General features: G+C 66.5%; 11 protein-coding genes, 3 tRNA genes and 1 pseudogene. 8 read left to right on the forward strand and 7 right to left on the reverse strand.

Going from position 1 to position 15,275, the window contains the following annotated elements; all coding sequences use genetic code 11:
• Nucleotides 1-200: 200 nt before the first annotated feature.
• Nucleotides 201-443 carry a hypothetical protein gene (locus KHP60_RS12670; RefSeq protein WP_213564601.1) on the reverse strand — a complete coding sequence of 81 codons (243 nt, stop codon included), beginning with the start codon at nt 441-443 and terminating at the stop codon, nt 201-203.
• Between the two features lie 205 nt (nt 444-648).
• Between KHP60_RS12670 and KHP60_RS12675 the strand changes: the two genes are divergently transcribed.
• Nucleotides 649-804, forward strand: a complete 156-nt coding sequence (locus tag KHP60_RS12675; protein WP_213564603.1) for a hypothetical protein — start codon at nt 649-651, stop codon at nt 802-804.
• 263 nt (nt 805-1,067) lie between these two features.
• On the opposite strand, the gene KHP60_RS12680 is transcribed toward KHP60_RS12675, so the two are convergent.
• The 3 genes from KHP60_RS12680 to tsaD all read right to left on the reverse strand — a co-directional run bounded on the left by KHP60_RS12680 (nt 1,068) and on the right by tsaD (nt 3,800).
• Nucleotides 1,068-1,481 (reverse strand): EVE domain-containing protein, encoded by a 414-nt coding sequence (locus KHP60_RS12680; protein WP_213564605.1) that lies wholly within the window; start codon nt 1,479-1,481, stop codon nt 1,068-1,070.
• Nucleotides 1,482-1,550: 69 nt separating this feature from the next.
• Nucleotides 1,551-2,546 (reverse strand): NAD(P)H-dependent glycerol-3-phosphate dehydrogenase, encoded by a 996-nt coding sequence (locus tag KHP60_RS12685; RefSeq protein ID WP_213564607.1) that lies wholly within the window; start codon nt 2,544-2,546, stop codon nt 1,551-1,553.
• Between the two features lie 198 nt (nt 2,547-2,744).
• Complete coding sequence (gene tsaD, locus KHP60_RS12690; protein ID WP_213564609.1) at nt 2,745-3,800, reverse strand: tRNA (adenosine(37)-N6)-threonylcarbamoyltransferase complex transferase subunit TsaD; 1,056 nt, start codon at nt 3,798-3,800, stop codon at nt 2,745-2,747.
• Nucleotides 3,801-4,084: 284 nt separating this feature from the next.
• Between tsaD and hemC the strand changes: the two genes are divergently transcribed.
• The 7 genes from hemC (at nt 4,085) to KHP60_RS12725 (ending at nt 9,571) form a co-directional block, all read left to right on the forward strand.
• The gene (gene hemC / locus KHP60_RS12695; RefSeq protein WP_213564611.1) at nt 4,085-5,011 is read left to right on the forward strand and encodes a hydroxymethylbilane synthase; all 927 of its coding nucleotides are present in this window, start codon (nt 4,085-4,087) and stop codon (nt 5,009-5,011) included.
• Nucleotides 5,011-5,706, forward strand: a complete 696-nt coding sequence (locus KHP60_RS12700) for a uroporphyrinogen-III synthase (RefSeq protein WP_213564613.1) — start codon at nt 5,011-5,013, stop codon at nt 5,704-5,706. The genes hemC and KHP60_RS12700 overlap by 1 nt, the downstream gene beginning before the upstream one ends.
• Before the next feature lie 209 nt (nt 5,707-5,915).
• Complete coding sequence (locus KHP60_RS25655) at nt 5,916-7,583, forward strand: mitofilin family membrane protein (RefSeq protein WP_213564614.1); 1,668 nt, start codon at nt 5,916-5,918, stop codon at nt 7,581-7,583.
• 15 nt (nt 7,584-7,598) lie between these two features.
• Nucleotides 7,599-9,197, forward strand: a complete 1,599-nt coding sequence (locus KHP60_RS12710; RefSeq protein WP_213564616.1) for a heme biosynthesis HemY N-terminal domain-containing protein — start codon at nt 7,599-7,601, stop codon at nt 9,195-9,197.
• Between the two features lie 81 nt (nt 9,198-9,278).
• A tRNA-Thr gene (locus tag KHP60_RS12715) sits at nt 9,279-9,354 on the forward strand.
• 41 nt (nt 9,355-9,395) lie between these two features.
• Nucleotides 9,396-9,471 (forward strand) — tRNA-Ala (locus KHP60_RS12720).
• 25 nt (nt 9,472-9,496) lie between these two features.
• A tRNA-Gly gene (locus KHP60_RS12725) sits at nt 9,497-9,571 on the forward strand.
• Between the two features lie 498 nt (nt 9,572-10,069).
• On the opposite strand, the gene KHP60_RS12730 is transcribed toward KHP60_RS12725, so the two are convergent.
• From KHP60_RS12730 to trpS, 3 genes and pseudogenes are all read right to left on the reverse strand, one after another.
• Nucleotides 10,070-11,761, reverse strand: coding sequence for a methyl-accepting chemotaxis protein (locus tag KHP60_RS12730; protein WP_213564618.1), 1,692 nt, complete (start codon nt 11,759-11,761; stop codon nt 10,070-10,072).
• 278 nt (nt 11,762-12,039) lie between these two features.
• A pseudogene (locus tag KHP60_RS25840) lies at nt 12,040-13,816 on the reverse strand (methyl-accepting chemotaxis protein).
• A 346-nt stretch (nt 13,817-14,162) separates the two neighbouring features.
• Nucleotides 14,163-15,206: a tryptophan--tRNA ligase gene (trpS, locus tag KHP60_RS12740; protein ID WP_213564620.1), complete on the reverse strand. Its 1,044-nt coding sequence runs from the start codon at nt 15,204-15,206 to the stop codon at nt 14,163-14,165.
• Between the last annotated feature and the right edge of the window lie 69 nt (nt 15,207-15,275).

A 15,275-nucleotide genomic window follows, 5' to 3' on the forward strand; every position in this document is an offset into this window, starting at 1 on the left:
CTTGGGATCATGGATTCCCTTCGCCTCCGCCGCCCTCCGGCCGGGAACGACACCGCGGTCTTACAGCCCGTCCATCCGGCACGTTCCGTCTCGTCTGCGCCTGATCGCGAGGAATCATCGGCTATCCGGCAAAGAGGAGCCGCCGCCTCATCCGATCCGCCTCATCAAGCCGGGCGGATCCATGAAGGGCATGATCAGAATTACGGCCTCCGCCTGAGCCGGTTGCAGGCGGCAGAGACGGCGGCAAACAGGAGGCTTCCGGCGAGGGCGCCGAGCCCTGCATCCGTGAGAGCGTGCATGAACGGGCTATCCTGGAAGAACCATCCATCGTTGGACGCGTGAGACACGTACCCCACCATGCCGCCCAGGGTCCCGAGCATGGCTCCGTAACGGGCGAGTTGGGCCGTGTCCCATGGCTTCGTCGGAGGCAGGTTCCTATCCATCGCCGAGCCCTACAGCCTGAGCCCTTGCCGGTCCAGACAGGTTCAAGAGGTTCGTGCCGACTCGAGGCTTTTGACCGCCTCGCCCTTCAGGTTCCAGGATGCACCGGACGGTCACCCGCCGCCTCATCTCCGACTTGGCGTTGTCGGAAAACCTTCTTGCAAACTTGCAAAGACAGCCGCCGTGCAATCGATTACACGTCGCAGAATGAACGATCGTGACCATACAACGCGCCTAAGGCTGGAGAGCATCGAGGCTCGCCTGACCCGTCACCACAGGACGACCCGGCTCAGTCTGATGCTGCTTTCCACCATCGGGGTCGTGGCGCTTGCTCTCCTGGGCTACATCATCACCCGCCTCTAGAGCATCGGACCCAAAAGTGGACTTGCACTTTTGGGATTGATCCGATGCTTCCTCCTTTGGTGAGCGCATCGTCAGGTGCGCGAAAACCGGATCCACTTTTCACGAGCGCGACACCCACCACGTCATGGCCGGGACACGCCCGGCCATGACGTGGTGGGTGTCATCCCCGGCGAGCCGCAGGCGAGGGAAGGGGATCCACTCACATGATTGCTAGGGATTCCCTTCCCCTCCGCTGCGCGGCCTTCCGGGAATGACAAGGAAAGTTACAGCCCGCCCATCCGGCACACGATCGCCCATTCCTCGTCCGTCACCGGCTGCACCGAGAGGCGGGAATTATTGACCAGGATCATCTTTTCGAGGCCGGGCTGCTTCTTGATGTCGTCCAGCGTCACGGGCTTGGGGAACGGCTTCACCGCCCTGATGTCGACCATACCGAACTTGCCCGTCGCGTCCGTGTGGTCGGGGTAGTATTCCCTGATCACCTCGACGACACCGACGACCGCCTTGCCCTCGTTGGAATGATAGAAGAAGCCCTGTTCCCCCTTTTTCATGGCTATCAGGTTCTGCTTGGCCACGTGGTTGCGCACGCCGTTCCAGTGGGTGCCCTTGTCGCCTTCCGCCACTTGGGCATCCCACGACCAGACGGAGGGTTCGGATTTGTAGAGCCAGTAGGCCATCGACGCGTACTCTTCTTTAGTGCTGCATGATCATGCCGGAAAACCGGTATCCGCTTTTTCGGATCATGCTCAGTGCTCGGACTTGATGGGACGGTTCATGAGCGCATCGACCGCCTGATCGAGGGTCCATGCGCCGGACAGGACCTGCTCGACGGCTTCCGCGATCGGCATGTCGATGCTCTTCGCCCGCGCGAGCGTCACCAGGGCGCTGGCGGTGGCGGCGCCCTCCACCAGCTTGCCGCCGGCGGCCTCTGCGACGCTCATCCCCTGGCCGAGGCGCTGGCCGAAGGCGAAGTTGCGGGAATGGGCCGAGGAGCAGGTGAGCACCAGATCGCCGAGCCCCGAGAGCCCCATCAGGGTCTCGGGCGTGCCGCCATAGGCGCGGGCGAAGCGCAGGAGCTCGGCGAAGCCGCGGGCGATCAGCGCCGCCTTGGCGCTCTCGCCCAGGCCTTTTCCGGCCACAGCCCCGCAGGCGATGGCGAGAACGTTCTTGGCCGCGCCGCCGATCTCGACGCCGCGCACGTCGCCTCGGTGATAGACGCGAAGCGTCGGGCCGGAGAGGGTCGTCGCGAGGTCTTCGGCCAGAGCCGCGTCCCGGCAGGCGAGCGTCACGGCGGTGGGCAGGCCGCGCGCCACGTCGTCGGCGAAGCTGGGCCCTGAGAGCACGGCCACGGGCGAGCCGGGACGCACTTCTTCCACCACGTCGCAGAGAAAGGCGCCGCTCCCCCGCTCGATTCCCTTGGCGCAGAGGACCAGCGGCGACCCGGCCGGCAGGACGGCGGCCAGCGCCGCGCTCATCTCCCGCGTGGTCTGCGCAGGCGTGACGAGAAGCACGGCGCGCGCGGAACCCAGATCGTCCAGGGCGGCGGTCGGACGGATGCGATCATGGAGTTTCACGCCGGGCAGGAAGCGCTCGTTGCTTCGCGTCGCTGCGAGCGTTGCGGCGTGCTCGGACGAGCGCATCCAGAGCACCACGTCGTTGCCCGCGCTAGCCGCTGCATTGGCGAGCGCCGTTCCCCAGGCGCCCGCTCCGGCGATGCCGATGGTTTGGACCTGTGCCTTCATGTCGGAGACTGCCGGTCGGTGCTTCGCCGCTCCTCAAGATCGGGTCGGATACTCCCCGCTTTCGTCATCACCGGCCCTGTGCCGGTGATCCCGATCCAAAAAGCACGGCGCCTCACGGAATCGGGATGGCCGGGACAAGCCCGGCCATGACGGGGGAGGAGCCGGAGGTCGGTGAGAGAATCTCTCAAGGCGACCATGTCACGCCTTCGCTCCGGCCTCGTCGCGGCTGGTATCCAGCGGCCAGCGGGCGCGGGCCGGGGCCGCGATGTCGTCGATCAGGCCGAGGCGCATGCGCTCGAGGCCCGCCCAGGCGATCATGGCGCCGTTGTCGCCGCACAGATGCAGCGGCGGCGCGACGAGCTTGAGGCCGGATTCAACGGCGAGCCGCTGAAGCCCCTGGCGCATGCCCTGGTTCGCCGCCACGCCGCCCGCCACCACCAGCGCCGTCGGGTGGCCCGCAATCTCCCGGAAGGCGCGCAGCCCCACGCGGGTGCGGTCGACCACCACGTCCACGATGGCGGCCTGGAAGCCGGCGCAGAGATCGGAGACGTCGCTGGCGGTCAGCGGCGCGATCCTTTCCGCCTCGATCCGCACAGCGGTCTTGAGGCCGGACAGCGAGAAATTGGGTTCCGCCCGCCCCTGCATGGGACGGGGGAAGGCGAAACGCTCCGGATTGCCCTTGGCCGCCTCCTGCTCCACATGCGGCCCGCCGGGATAGGGGAGGCCCAGCATCTTGGCGACCTTGTCGAAGGCCTCGCCGATGGCGTCGTCGATGGTGGTGCCGAGCCGCACGTAATCGCCGACGCCGCGCACGGCCACGAGCTGGGTGTGCCCGCCGGAGGCGAGCAGAAGCAAGTACGGGAAGCCGATGCCGTCGGTGAGGCGCGCGGTGAGCGCGTGGGCCTCGAGATGGTTCACCGCCATCAGGGGCTTGCGGGTGACGAGCGCGATGGCTTTCGCCGTGGTGAGCCCCACCAGCACGCCGCCGATCAGGCCGGGGCCCGCTGCCACGGCGATCCCGTCGAGATCCTTCACGGAGCAGTTGGCGCTTTTCAGCGCGCGGGCGATGAGCCGGTCGATCACCTCCACATGGGCGCGGGCCGCGATCTCCGGCACGACACCGCCGTAGCGGGCGTGTTCGGCGATCTGGCTCAGGACCTCGTTGGAGAGGATCTCACCGCGTCCGTCGAAGCCGACGTCGACCACGGCGGCCGCGGTCTCGTCGCAGGTGGTCTCGATGCCTAGAATGCGCATGGTCGTCGGCCGCTCGATTAAGGTGTTGTCCGGGCTTCCGGCCCGACGCTCCTCCCCCTATAGTCCGCCGCGCCGCACAAGATCAAACGTGATCAAAGGCGAATATTGTTTTTGGCTTGTCTGACACAACGCCGGCCTCATCCTGAGGAGGTCGCGAAAGCGACCGTCTCGAAGGAGGATCCAGAGAGTACTGGAGGCGCCTCGTCCTTCGAGACGCTTCGCTCCTCAGGATAAGGCTGAAGGTGAGTTTCGTCAGAAACCTTTGATTGGAGAACCCAGCCAGAATGGCCTCTTCCCCCACCCTGGTCATCGGTACGCGAGGCAGCCCCTTGGCCCTCGCGCAGGCTCACGAGACGCAAGACAGGCTGGTCGCCGCCCATGGCTGGACCGTGGAGCACCTGCCCCTGTCGGTCATCAAGACCACGGGCGATGCCATCCAGGATCGGCCCCTCTCGGAGGCCGGCGGCAAGGGGCTCTTCACCAAGGAACTCGACATCGCGCTGCTCGAAGGCTCCATCGACCTTGCGGTCCATTCCGCCAAGGACCTGCCGACGACCCTGCCGGAGGGCATCGTCATCGCCGGCTTCCTGCCCCGCGAGGACGTGCGCGATGCCTTCATCAGCCATCGCTTCGAGAGCCTGAACGATCTGCCGCAAGGAGCCGTCGTGGGCTCCGCCTCCCTGCGGCGGCAGGCGCAGGTGCGCCGGTTGCGGCCGGATCTCCAGGTGACGCTCCTGCGCGGCAACGTGCAGACGCGGCTCGCCAAGCTCGAGCGCGGCGAGGTCGACGCGACACTCCTCGCCATGGCGGGCCTGCGCCGCCTCGGGCTCACCGATCACGTGACGACCGTTCTCGAGACGGAGGACTTCCTCCCGGCCGTGGGGCAGGGCGCCATCGCGGTCGCGATCCGCGCCGAGGACGAGCGGGTGCGCCAAGCGCTTCACCCCATCCTCGACGGGCCGACCGGCCAGGCGCTCGCCGCCGAACGGGCCTTCCTCACCATCCTCGACGGCTCCTGCCGCACGCCCATCGCGGGCCACGCGCGGCTGATCGGCGGGGAGCTCGAAATCCGCGGTCTCGTGCTGCGCCCGGACGGGTCCGAGAGCCTGGAGGCCGTTCGCCGCGGCTCGCCCGACGACGCGGTGGCGCTCGGGCGCGAGGCCGGCTCGGAGCTGCGCGCCCGCATGCCGGCCGACTTCTTGAAAGCCTGATGCGGGTTCTCGTCACCCGTTCAGCCCAGGATGCCCGGCGCACGGCCGAGAGGCTGGCGGCGCTCGGCCACCGGGCCTGCCTTGCGCCCGTGACCCGGATCGTGCCGACGGGCGATCCTGCGCCTGACGCGCGCTACGGTGCTCTCATCGTGACCAGCGCCCATGCGGCGGAGGCCCTGGCGGCTCTGGATCGAGGGAAGCCCGTCTTCACTGTCGGCGAGCGCACGGCCGAGGCGGTGCGCTCGCAAGGGTTCGCCGACGTGACCATGGCCGAGGGCGATGCGGTGTCTCTGTCGCGGCTGATTCGCGGGCGATTGCAGCCCGGCCTTGCTCTTCTTCATGTGACGGCCCGTCATCACAAGGAGGAGCCGGCGGCGTCCCTGCGCGCGGCCGGGTTCACCGTGCTGCAATGGCAAGCCTATGAGGCGAAAGCCGTCGAGCATCTGCCTGAGGCCGCCATCGCGGCCCTGCGCACTGGCCAAATCGGCGCCGCGCTCCATTATTCACGACGGAGCGCGGATCTCGTCGTCCGGCTGGCGGAGGAGGCGGGCGTGGCATCCCACCTGAGAGCCTTTCTCCACCTCTGCCTCTCGGCCGACGTGGCCGCGCCCCTCACCGCGGCCGGCGCCGCAACCCTTGTGGCGGGAGACCCTTCCGAGGATGCGCTTCTCAGGCTCCTCGAACCGCCCCCATGAAGCCGGTCGCCGCTTTGTCAGGATCCTTGGCGATAGGGAGCTTTGCCATATGAAGGGGATCGTGGTCCGATGGGGCCGTCCGATTTGCGATCGTATCGCAGGAGGGAACGAAACGCTGCGCCCAAGCTTGCCTCAATTGCATTTCACACTGACCCTTTGAAGATCTCGCGCCAGGCGAATCCCCCTGGCGACCCGTGCAAGAGTGACCCGTGACCGACTCATCTGATCCTCGACGTCCGAAATCGTCCCGCAAGAAGCCCTCGCGCGAGCCGGCGACCATCGACCTGAAAGCGACCGTGATCGACGACGGCGTCGCCCCGGCCCCTGGCCCAGGCCCCGAGACCCAGGATACCCTGGGCAACGACACTCCGGGAAACGACGCTCCGGGAAACGACGCTCCGGGAAACGACACGGTCGGGCAGGACGCTCTTGCGGGGGCTCCCACCCAGGAGACGATTCCCGCAGGCGAGACGGCGGACGCGAGGCCCGACGAGACCATCGCCAGCGGCAGCGAGCCTCCGGCCGAGGACCTGGTGGCCTCGCCGGAAGCAAGCCTCGATTCCGGGATCGGCACCGACACGCTTCCCATCGGGGCTTCCGTCGACGAGCCCGGCGAACGGGTTGGTAGGCAGGATACCGTCTCGTCTGACAGCTCCTTCCAGGAGCCTTCCGCATCCCGGACGCGCGAAGACATCGTACCGCCCCCCGCTCAGGAGCGGCGCAGCTCAGCCGGTGCCCTCATCGGTTCGGGCTTGCTCGGGGGCCTCGTCGGAGCCGGCCTCCTCTATGGATTGCAGGCCTGGCAGGGCTCTCCGGCGCAGGACGACCCGCGGTTCGCGCAACTGGAGCAGCGCGTGAATGCGCTCAGGCAGCAGCCGGCTCCCTCCGGGCAGCCGCAGGCCGGCACGCAGGCGCTGGAGGGCCGCCTCCAGGCGCTCGAAACCGCCCGTGGAGAGCTCGATCAGCAGCTCCAGGCGATTCAGAACACCGCCCAGCAGGCCGCCAGTCAGGCTCAGGAGGCCTTGAACCGTCCGCCCCCTGAGGTCCCGCAGCCGGCGCCGCAGAACGAGGCCGCGCTCACGGACCTGTCGAACCGTCTGTCCGCCCTGGAGGAGCAGGTCCGGGCGAATGCCCAGAACGCGACGAACGCCGCAAACGTCACGCAGGAGCTCGATCGCCGCATCGCGGACCTGGACCGGCGCTTTGCGGATCAGGACCGTCGGTTCGGCGAGGCGGAAAGGCGTTTTTCCGAGACGGAGCGTCGGTTCACGGACAGCGACCGCCGTTTCACCGAGCAGGAGCAGCGCCTTGCAACGCTCTCCCAGCAGGCGGCGGAGAACACCCGGAACGCCGAGGAGGCAGGCCAGATCGGAACCAAGGTCGTCCTCGCCGGGCGCCTGGACGATGCCCTGAAAAGCGGCGCGCCGTATGCTGAAGTGCTCGACGGCGTGAAGAAGGCCGGGGCCGATGCCGGCCGCGTGGCGCCTCTTGAGCCCTTTGCCCAGCAGGGAGCTCCGACGGCGACCGAACTCGCCCAAGGCTTCGAGCCGGTCGAGACGACGATCCTGCGCGAGAGCCGCGGCCCGGCCGAGGGCTGGACCGACCGGCTCCTGCGCATGGCCGACCGCGTGGTGACGGTCAAGCCGGTGAACGAACCGGGCTCGACCGGCGTTCCGGCTCTTATCGTCCGCATCAGGCAGGCCTTGGAGCGCGGCGACGTGGTGGAAGCCGCCGCCGCCTGGGATGCCCTGCCGGAGCCCTCGCGGAGGGTCTCCGAAGATTGGGGTCGGCAGGTCCGGGGCGTCGCCGAGGCGCACAAGGCCGCCCAGGCGATCAGCACCGACGCTCTCGCCACCCTCAACCGTACGACGCAATAAAAGGATCAGCCCTGCATGTGGCGCGCTCTTGTTTTCATCGGTCTTCTCTGCGTCGCGGCCTTTGGCGCGGTCTGGCTGGCCGACCGGCCGGGGACGGTTCTGATCACCTTCGGCGGTTACGAGATTCAGATGTCGGTGGCGGTGGCCGCCATCGCGCTGGCCGGCTTGGCCCTCGCCCTGGCCGTGCTCTGGTCCCTGGTCACGGGCCTGATCCAGCTTCCCTCCCGCCTGACCTTCGCCTCGCGGGCGCGCCGCCGCTCTCGCGGCTATCAGGCCGTCTCCAGGGGCATGGTGGCCGTGGGCGCGGGCGATACCATCGCGGCCCGGCGCTATGCCAACGAGGCCGAGCGCCTGCTGGGCCGGGAGCCGCTGACGCTGCTGCTCAAGGCGCAGGCCGCCCAGGTTTCCGGCAACCGGGAGGCTGCCGAAGCCGCCTTCACGCAGATGATGGACGAGGACGAGACCCGGGTGCTCGGACTGCGCGGCCTCTTCGTCGAGGCCCGGCGCCGGGGCGATCCGGCATCGGCCCATCAATATGCCTCCGAGGCGGTGCGCCTTGCGCCGGCCGCGGCCTGGGCGAGCGACGCGATTCTCGAGGCGCGCTGTGCCGACCGGGACTGGCGCGGAGCGCTCGAGACCATCGAGCGGCGGACCTCGCTCGGCCTCCTCGACAAGAAGACGGCCAGACGTCACCGTGCCGTGCTTCTGACCGCGGATGCCCTGGAGCGGGTGGACCGCGATCCGGAGGGCGCGCTCCGAAGCGCCCAGGATGCGGCGAAGCTCGCTCCCGATCTCGTGCCGGCGGCGGCGCTTGCCGGCCGCCTGCTCTCGCGAAAGGGTGATCTGCGCAAGGCGGCCAAGGTGGTGGAGACCGCGTGGCAAAGTCTGCCGCATCCGGATCTGGCGGAGGTCTATCTCAACCTGCGCCCCGGTGATTCGGGCCTCGACCGTCTCAAGCGGGCGGAAACCCTCTCCCGCCTCTCCAAGGGCGCGCCGGAGGGCCGGCTCGCCGTGGCGCGTTCCGCCCTCGAGTCGCGCGAGTTCGACCGGGCCCGCGATGCACTGGAGCCCCTGCTGCAGGACCGGCCGAGCATGCGGGTCTGCCTGCTCATGTCCGACCTGGAGCAGGCGGAGCACGGCTCCACCGGCAAGGGGCGTGAATGGCTCGCCCGCGCCACCCGCGCGCCGCGGGATCCGGCATGGATTGCCGACGGGGTCGTGTCCGATCACTGGGCGCCGATCTCGCCGGTCACCGGGCGTCTCGACGCCTTCGTCTGGCAGGCGCCGCCGGACGTTCTGATCGCTCCCGAACTCACCCTTCATGACGACGTGACCGCGGACCTCGACGACGAGGTCAGGGCATTGCCCATTGCGGCAGTGGAGGAGCCTGCTCCTGCGCCTCCCGTCAGCGAACCCGCTTCCGTGACCGAGCCTCTGCCGGCAGAGGCAGAGGTCAGGGCCGAGACCGTCATTGCCGAGCCGGTGAAGGAAGAGATGCGGGAGGAAGCTTCGGTGCCCCAGCCCGAACCCGTCGTCTTCCCAACCACGCCGCCCGACGTGCCGAAGCCGAAGGAACAGGCGTCCGCACGCCGCAGCGTTTTTTCGGTCTGGTAGGCCCTTCCGGCCCTTCCCTCCCTTGCCAAGCGGCGGGGGAGGGGTTAAGAGGGCGGCCTCTCGGATCGCAACAGTTGCGATGCCGCAATAGCTCAGCTGGTAGAGCACCTCATTCGTAATGAGGGGGTCGGGGGTTCGAATCCCTCTTGCGGCACCATTCCACTCCTGGCGGCAGTGTCAGGCTGGAAGGCATGGCAGGGGGTCATAGCTCAGTTGGGAGAGCGCTTGAATGGCATTCAAGAGGTCGGCGGTTCGATTCCGCCTGGCTCCACCATCCTGCCAAGACTGAGACGGAGCGTGCGGGTGTAGCTCAGGGGTAGAGCACAACCTTGCCAAGGTTGGGGTCGAGGGTTCGAATCCCTTCGCCCGCTCCATTTCCTTGAAGAGGAATTCATCGACAAGGCGCCTTCGGGCGCCTTTCGTGTTTTTGCGCGCGGTCATTAAACGGGCCCGTTCCATTTAGTGGAACGGGCCCGTGGTGACTCGAGGTCACACGTCATTGACGTTCATCCGGATAAACCGGTCATAGGATGTAAATTGTCGAGCTGAAGGGTGTCTCCAACGCTCAATGTCTCGACGCGGAGGGGGTCTTCAGCCCAGGCGATATCGCTATGCGAGCCTCCATCCGTTCAAGCCGGGGCGGGTGCCCGGTTCATCGACGCTGCGGAGCCGGCTTCGGTCAGGAACCCGCTCGAACAAGCATGCCGCTCCGCTCTCTGCGACGGGCTTTTCTCCAGGAGTGAGATCGCGCGCCGTCAGAGATAAAAGGATCTCGAACGCTGCTTGTTTCAGCGTAGCGGAAAAGAAAAAAGCCCGGCTGACAATTGCCGGGCTCCGGTAGCCGTGAACCGCTTCAAATGAAAAGGCCGCAGTTACGCCGCCTTGACGCCGTGGAGGAAGGTCTCGACCTCGCGGCCGAGATCGTGGGAGTGGCGGGCGAGTTCCTCGGCGACGCTCAGCACCTGGGAGGCGGCGGCGCCGTTTTCCTGGGCCGCCTGCTGTACGCCCACGATGTTGCCGGTGACCTGTTCCGTGCCGCGCGCCGCCTCCTGGACGTTGCGGGCGATCTCGGCCGTGGCCGCACCCTGCTCCTCCATGGCGGCGGCAATCGAGGTCGAGATCTGGCTCATCTCGGTGATGGTGCGGGCGATCTCCTGGATCGCCGCCACCGTCTGCTGCGTCGCCTGCTGCACCGAGCCGATCTGGGCCGAGATCTCCTCGGTAGCCTTGGCCGTCTGGGTGGCCAGGTCCTTGACCTCCGAGGCCACCACGGCAAAGCCCTTGCCGGCCTCGCCGGCGCGCGCCGCCTCGATGGTGGCGTTGAGGGCCAACAGGTTGGTCTGGCCCGCGATGGTGTTGATCAGCTGCACCACATTGCCGATCTTCTCGGCGCTGGCCGCGAGGTCCTGCACCGTGGCGCTGGTGCGCTGGGTCCCGGCCACGGCCCGTTCCGCCACCTGCGAGGACTGGCTCACCTGGCTGGCGATCTCGCGGATCGAGATCGACAGCTCCTCGGTGGCGGCCGCCACCGTCTGCACGTTCGAGGAGGTCTGCTGGGCGGCGGATGAGACGGTCACCAGCTGATCGGCGGCCTGCTCCACGCCGGCCGTCATGGTCTGGGCCGTGGCCTCCATCTCGGTGGCCGCCGAGGACAGCCCCTGGGTCAGGGCCGACACCGTGGCGTCGAAGCGCTTCGTGAGCTGGTCCAGAACCTCAGCCCGGCGCATCTTGGCCTGGTTCTCGGCCTCCTGGGCGGCGGCGAGGCGGCGGGCCTCGACGGCATTGTCCTTGAACACCTGCAGAGAGCGGGCGAGCGCGCCCACCTCATCCTTGCGCTCCGTGCCGGTCACGTCCACGGACAGGTCGCCGTTCGCCAGGTGACTCATGGAATCGGCAACGCCGTTCAGCGGACGCGCGACACCATAAATCATGATCGCTCCGAGCAGGCCGATGGCGATCGTCAGGCCGAGGACGGATGCGGTGATCAGGTGCGTCGATGTGCTGGAAGCAAGTTCGGCGGCTTCGGCTTTCTCCCGATCGAGGGCCTGGATGCTTGTATCGATTCTTTGATCGAGCGCATGCATCGCCTTGTCGCGCAGAATCTGCCCCTCACCGGTCGACAGCTTGAAAGCTTCGTCGCTTTCGTTCAGCTGCGTGTGGGCAATGCTGCGCCCCATGACGGCAAAGTATTCCTCGATGGTCTTCTTCAGCTCCTCGTTGGAACGGCGGACATCGGGCGTATCGGAGAGTGCGATGAGATTGTCGAAGTCCTTAAGGGCGGCCTCTTTCGCGCCCTTGAACAGCGTATCATAGGCCAGGATCTGCTCGACCCGCGTCTCGATGATCAGGTTCTTCTCCTGGATGGCCGCGTCATTGACATTGGCTTTCGCGCTGAGCGCCGTGCTGCGCCGTGCCGCGTGGTTGTCGACGATCAGCTGAGTCTCGCTCGCGAGCGTATCGAGGCTGGATTTGGCGAAAACGATCAGTCCTATTGTCACGGCGATGAACAATGCCACCGGAATGGCGAGTTTCGTGATCAGCTTGAAGTTGTCGAGCACATTCATTGTCGTCTCGTTATCCTGTCCGCATTCCCGCGCACGCTGCGCGCGTCCTTACGACGCGCCAATTTCAGGTTCGCAGGAATTAGCTCCTGTAGCTTGTGCCAGGCTGGCCGGCGGCTGCCGATACTGTGCTGGCTAAGAACCAAAATTCGCCTTGGCCCATCTCGTCTTCGGGAGCCATGCGACGGACGCCCGGCATTCCTTGCGCGCCCACGGAAAAGGGCCGCTGTCTGCGGCGGCCCTTCCCGGCGATTGTCCCTTGGCGTGACGAGGCTTCGCTCCTACGCGGCCTTGACGCCGTGGAGGAAGGTCTCGACCTCGCGGCCGAGATCGTGGGAGTGGCGGGAGAGCTCCTGGGCGGCGCCGAGCACCTGGGAGGCGGCCGCTCCGGTCTCGCCGGCGCCCTGCTGCACGTCGCCGATGCTGCCGGTCACGGCTTCCGTGCCGCGCGCCGCCTCCTGGACGTTACGGGCGATCTCGGCCGTGGCCGCACCCTGCTCCTCCCTGGCGGCGGCAATCGAGGTCGAGATCTGGCTCATCTCGGTGATGGTGCGGGCGATCTCCTGGATCGCCGCCACCGTCTGCTGCGTCGCCTGCTGCACCGAGCCGATCTGGGCCGAGATCTCCTCGGTGGCCTTGGCCGTCTGGCTCGCCAGCTCCTTGACCTCGGTGGCCACCACGGCAAAGCCCTTGCCGGCCTCGCCGGCGCGGGCCGCCTCGATGGTGGCGTTGAGGGCCAAGAGGTTGGTCTGGCCCGCGATGGTGTTGATCAGCTGCACCACGTCGCCGATCTTGGCCGCGGTGGCGGCCAGGTCCTGCACCGCCGCATCGGTGCGCCGGGCGCCCTGCACGGCCCGCTCGGCGATCTGCGAGGACTGGCTCACCTGGCTGGCGATCTCGCGGATCGAGATCGACAGCTCCTCGGTGGCCGCCGCTACCGTCTGCACGTTGGCCGAGGTCTGCTGGGCGGCCGACGAGACGGTGACCGACTGCTGCGTGGTCTGGCCNCGCCGCTACCGTCTGCACGTTGGCCGAGGTCTGCTGGGCGGCCGACGAGACGGTGACCGACTGCTGCGTGGTCTGGCCGGCGATCGACGTCATGGACTGGGCCGTGGCCTCCATCTCGGTGGCCGCCGCGGACAGCCCCTGGGTCAGGGCCGACACGTTCAGCTCGAAGCGCTTCGTGAGCTGGTCCAGAACCTCAGCCCGGCGCATCTTGGCCTGGTTCTCGGCTTCCTGGGCGGCGGCGAGGCGGCGGGCCTCGACGGCATTGTCCTTGAACACCTGCAGGGAGCGAGCGAGCGCGCCCACCTCGTCCTTGCGCTCCACACCCGTCACCTCGACCGCCAGGTCGCCATTCGCCAGCTGCCCCATCGCAGAGGTCATACCGGACAGCGGACGGGCGATGGCAAACACGACGATCGAGCCGAGAAGAGCAATCGCGAGGGTCAGGCCGAAGACAGACGATACGATGAGTGTCGTGGAGGTGCTGGACGCCATGGCTTCCGCTTCCTCTGCAGCGCTGTCGAGACCCTGCTGGTTGGCGTTGATGCGCTCGGTCAAGAGATCACGGACCTTCCTGCGCACATCGCGCCCTTCACCATTCGAGACCTGAAGGGCAGAGAAATCGTCATCTTTCGCACCGAACGCGACGCTCTTGTCCATCAGATTGAAGTAATTGACGAGATGGGTCTTCAGATTCTCGTTGATGGCGCGGCGCTCTGCGGTGCCGGAAAGGGCAGTCAGCTCGTCCATGTGCTGCAACGCCAAACCCTTGTACTGGTGATAGACACCCTCGGAACTCTTGAGACGGTCTGGCTCCGTCGAGGAAAACAGGATCAGGTTCTTTTCCTGGATGCTCGCTTCATTCACCTCGGCATTGATCTGCAGGATCTTGGTCAGACGAGCCATCTCGACATCGGTCAGTTCCGTGGTGTCGGCCGTCAATGCATCGAGGCCGGTTTTCGCAATGGCAACCAATCCGATGGTGATGGCAACAAAGATGATGGCGGGAATCGCCAGCTTGACGATCAATTTCGAATTATTGAGAAAACGCATGGTCCTTCGATGACCTGCCCGCATCGCCGCGGGAGGCGCGCGCCCCCACGACGCGCTTGCAACAGGTACCTCGCTTATAATCGTTCTATGTTGCACCGCACATTACGGGAATTACTTAGTAGGGCAAAATTTTTGTAATAAAATGATCTCCATTTATAGATATCTATTAACCTGATATTCAGTATTTACTTGTTGTTAATGTTTAGGCGTGGCGAGGTTCCTTCCCACAAGCCCTATCGCAGCGCGACGGAAGGATATTCCGCCGCAGAAACCATTCGCCCCAACCTTGAGGTTGGGGCGGTGCTCAAGCGAGGCGAAGGTCGCAGATGGCTGCCAGGTCCTAAGGTCACGACGCAAGCCGATTTTCAGGCTGCTCGAAGGAGAACAATCCAAGGCCGGATCGGATGTCGTCCAGGGTTGCCTGCGTCTTCTCCCGAGCGGCCATGGTGCCCGCACGCAGAAGATCGAGGACATGGCAGGGATCCTTTTCCAAAGCGGCGCGGCGCTCCCGGATCGGGGCGAGGAGAGCCTGTAGAATCTCTTCCAGACGACGTTTCACGACCACATCGCCGAGGCCGCCGCGCCGGTAACGCGCTTTCAGCTCTTCGAGGGTCGTTCGGTCCTCGTCGAAGGCGTCGAGATAGGTGAACACGACATTGCCCTCCACCGTGCCGGGATCGGCGGCGCGCAGATGGTTGGGGTCCGTATACATGCGGCGCACGGCGTCCCGGATCTCGTCGGGGGTGGCAGAGAGGGGAATGGCATTGCCCTGCGACTTGCTCATTTTCGCCCTGCCGTCGATGCCGGGCAGGCGCCCGACGGACGGGATCAGGGCCTGTGCTTCGGGCAGAACGTCGCGGCCGATCTGCCGGTTGAGGCGGCGTACGACTTCATTGGTCTGCTCGATCAGAGGCGCCTGATCCTCGCCCACGGGCACCACAGTCGCCTTGAACCCCGTGATGTCGGCGGCCTGCGCTGCCGGATAGCAGAGGAAGCCCGCGGGAATGTCGCGCCCGAAGCCGCGCACCTGGATCTCGTCCTTGATCGTCGGGTTGCGTTCGAGCCGCGCGACGGTGACGAAGTTGAGATAGAGCAGGGTGAGTTCGGCCAGCGCCGGCAGACCGGACTGCACGCAGATCGTCGTCTCCGTCGGATCGATGCCGACGGCGAGATAATCGAGTGCGACTTCCAGCACGTTCCGGCGCACCTTGGCCGGGTCGGACGCATTGTCGGTGAGGGCCTGGCAATCGGCGAGCAGCAGATACTGCCGGTGGCTGTGCTGAAGGGCGACGCGGTTCTTCAGGGATCCGGCATAATGGCCGAGATGAAGCGGACCGGTGGTCCGGTCTCCGGTCAGAATGATGGGGCGCTGGTCAATGTCGACGGACATAGGGCTTCTCCAGATGAGAGCCGCCGTGACGAAGGACTTGGGTCGATAGAAACGAACGATGTCTGCCGC

Origin of the sequence: Microvirga sp. 3-52 (assembly GCF_018383585.1) — a bacterium.
Classification (GTDB): Bacteria; Pseudomonadota; Alphaproteobacteria; order Rhizobiales; family Beijerinckiaceae; genus Microvirga.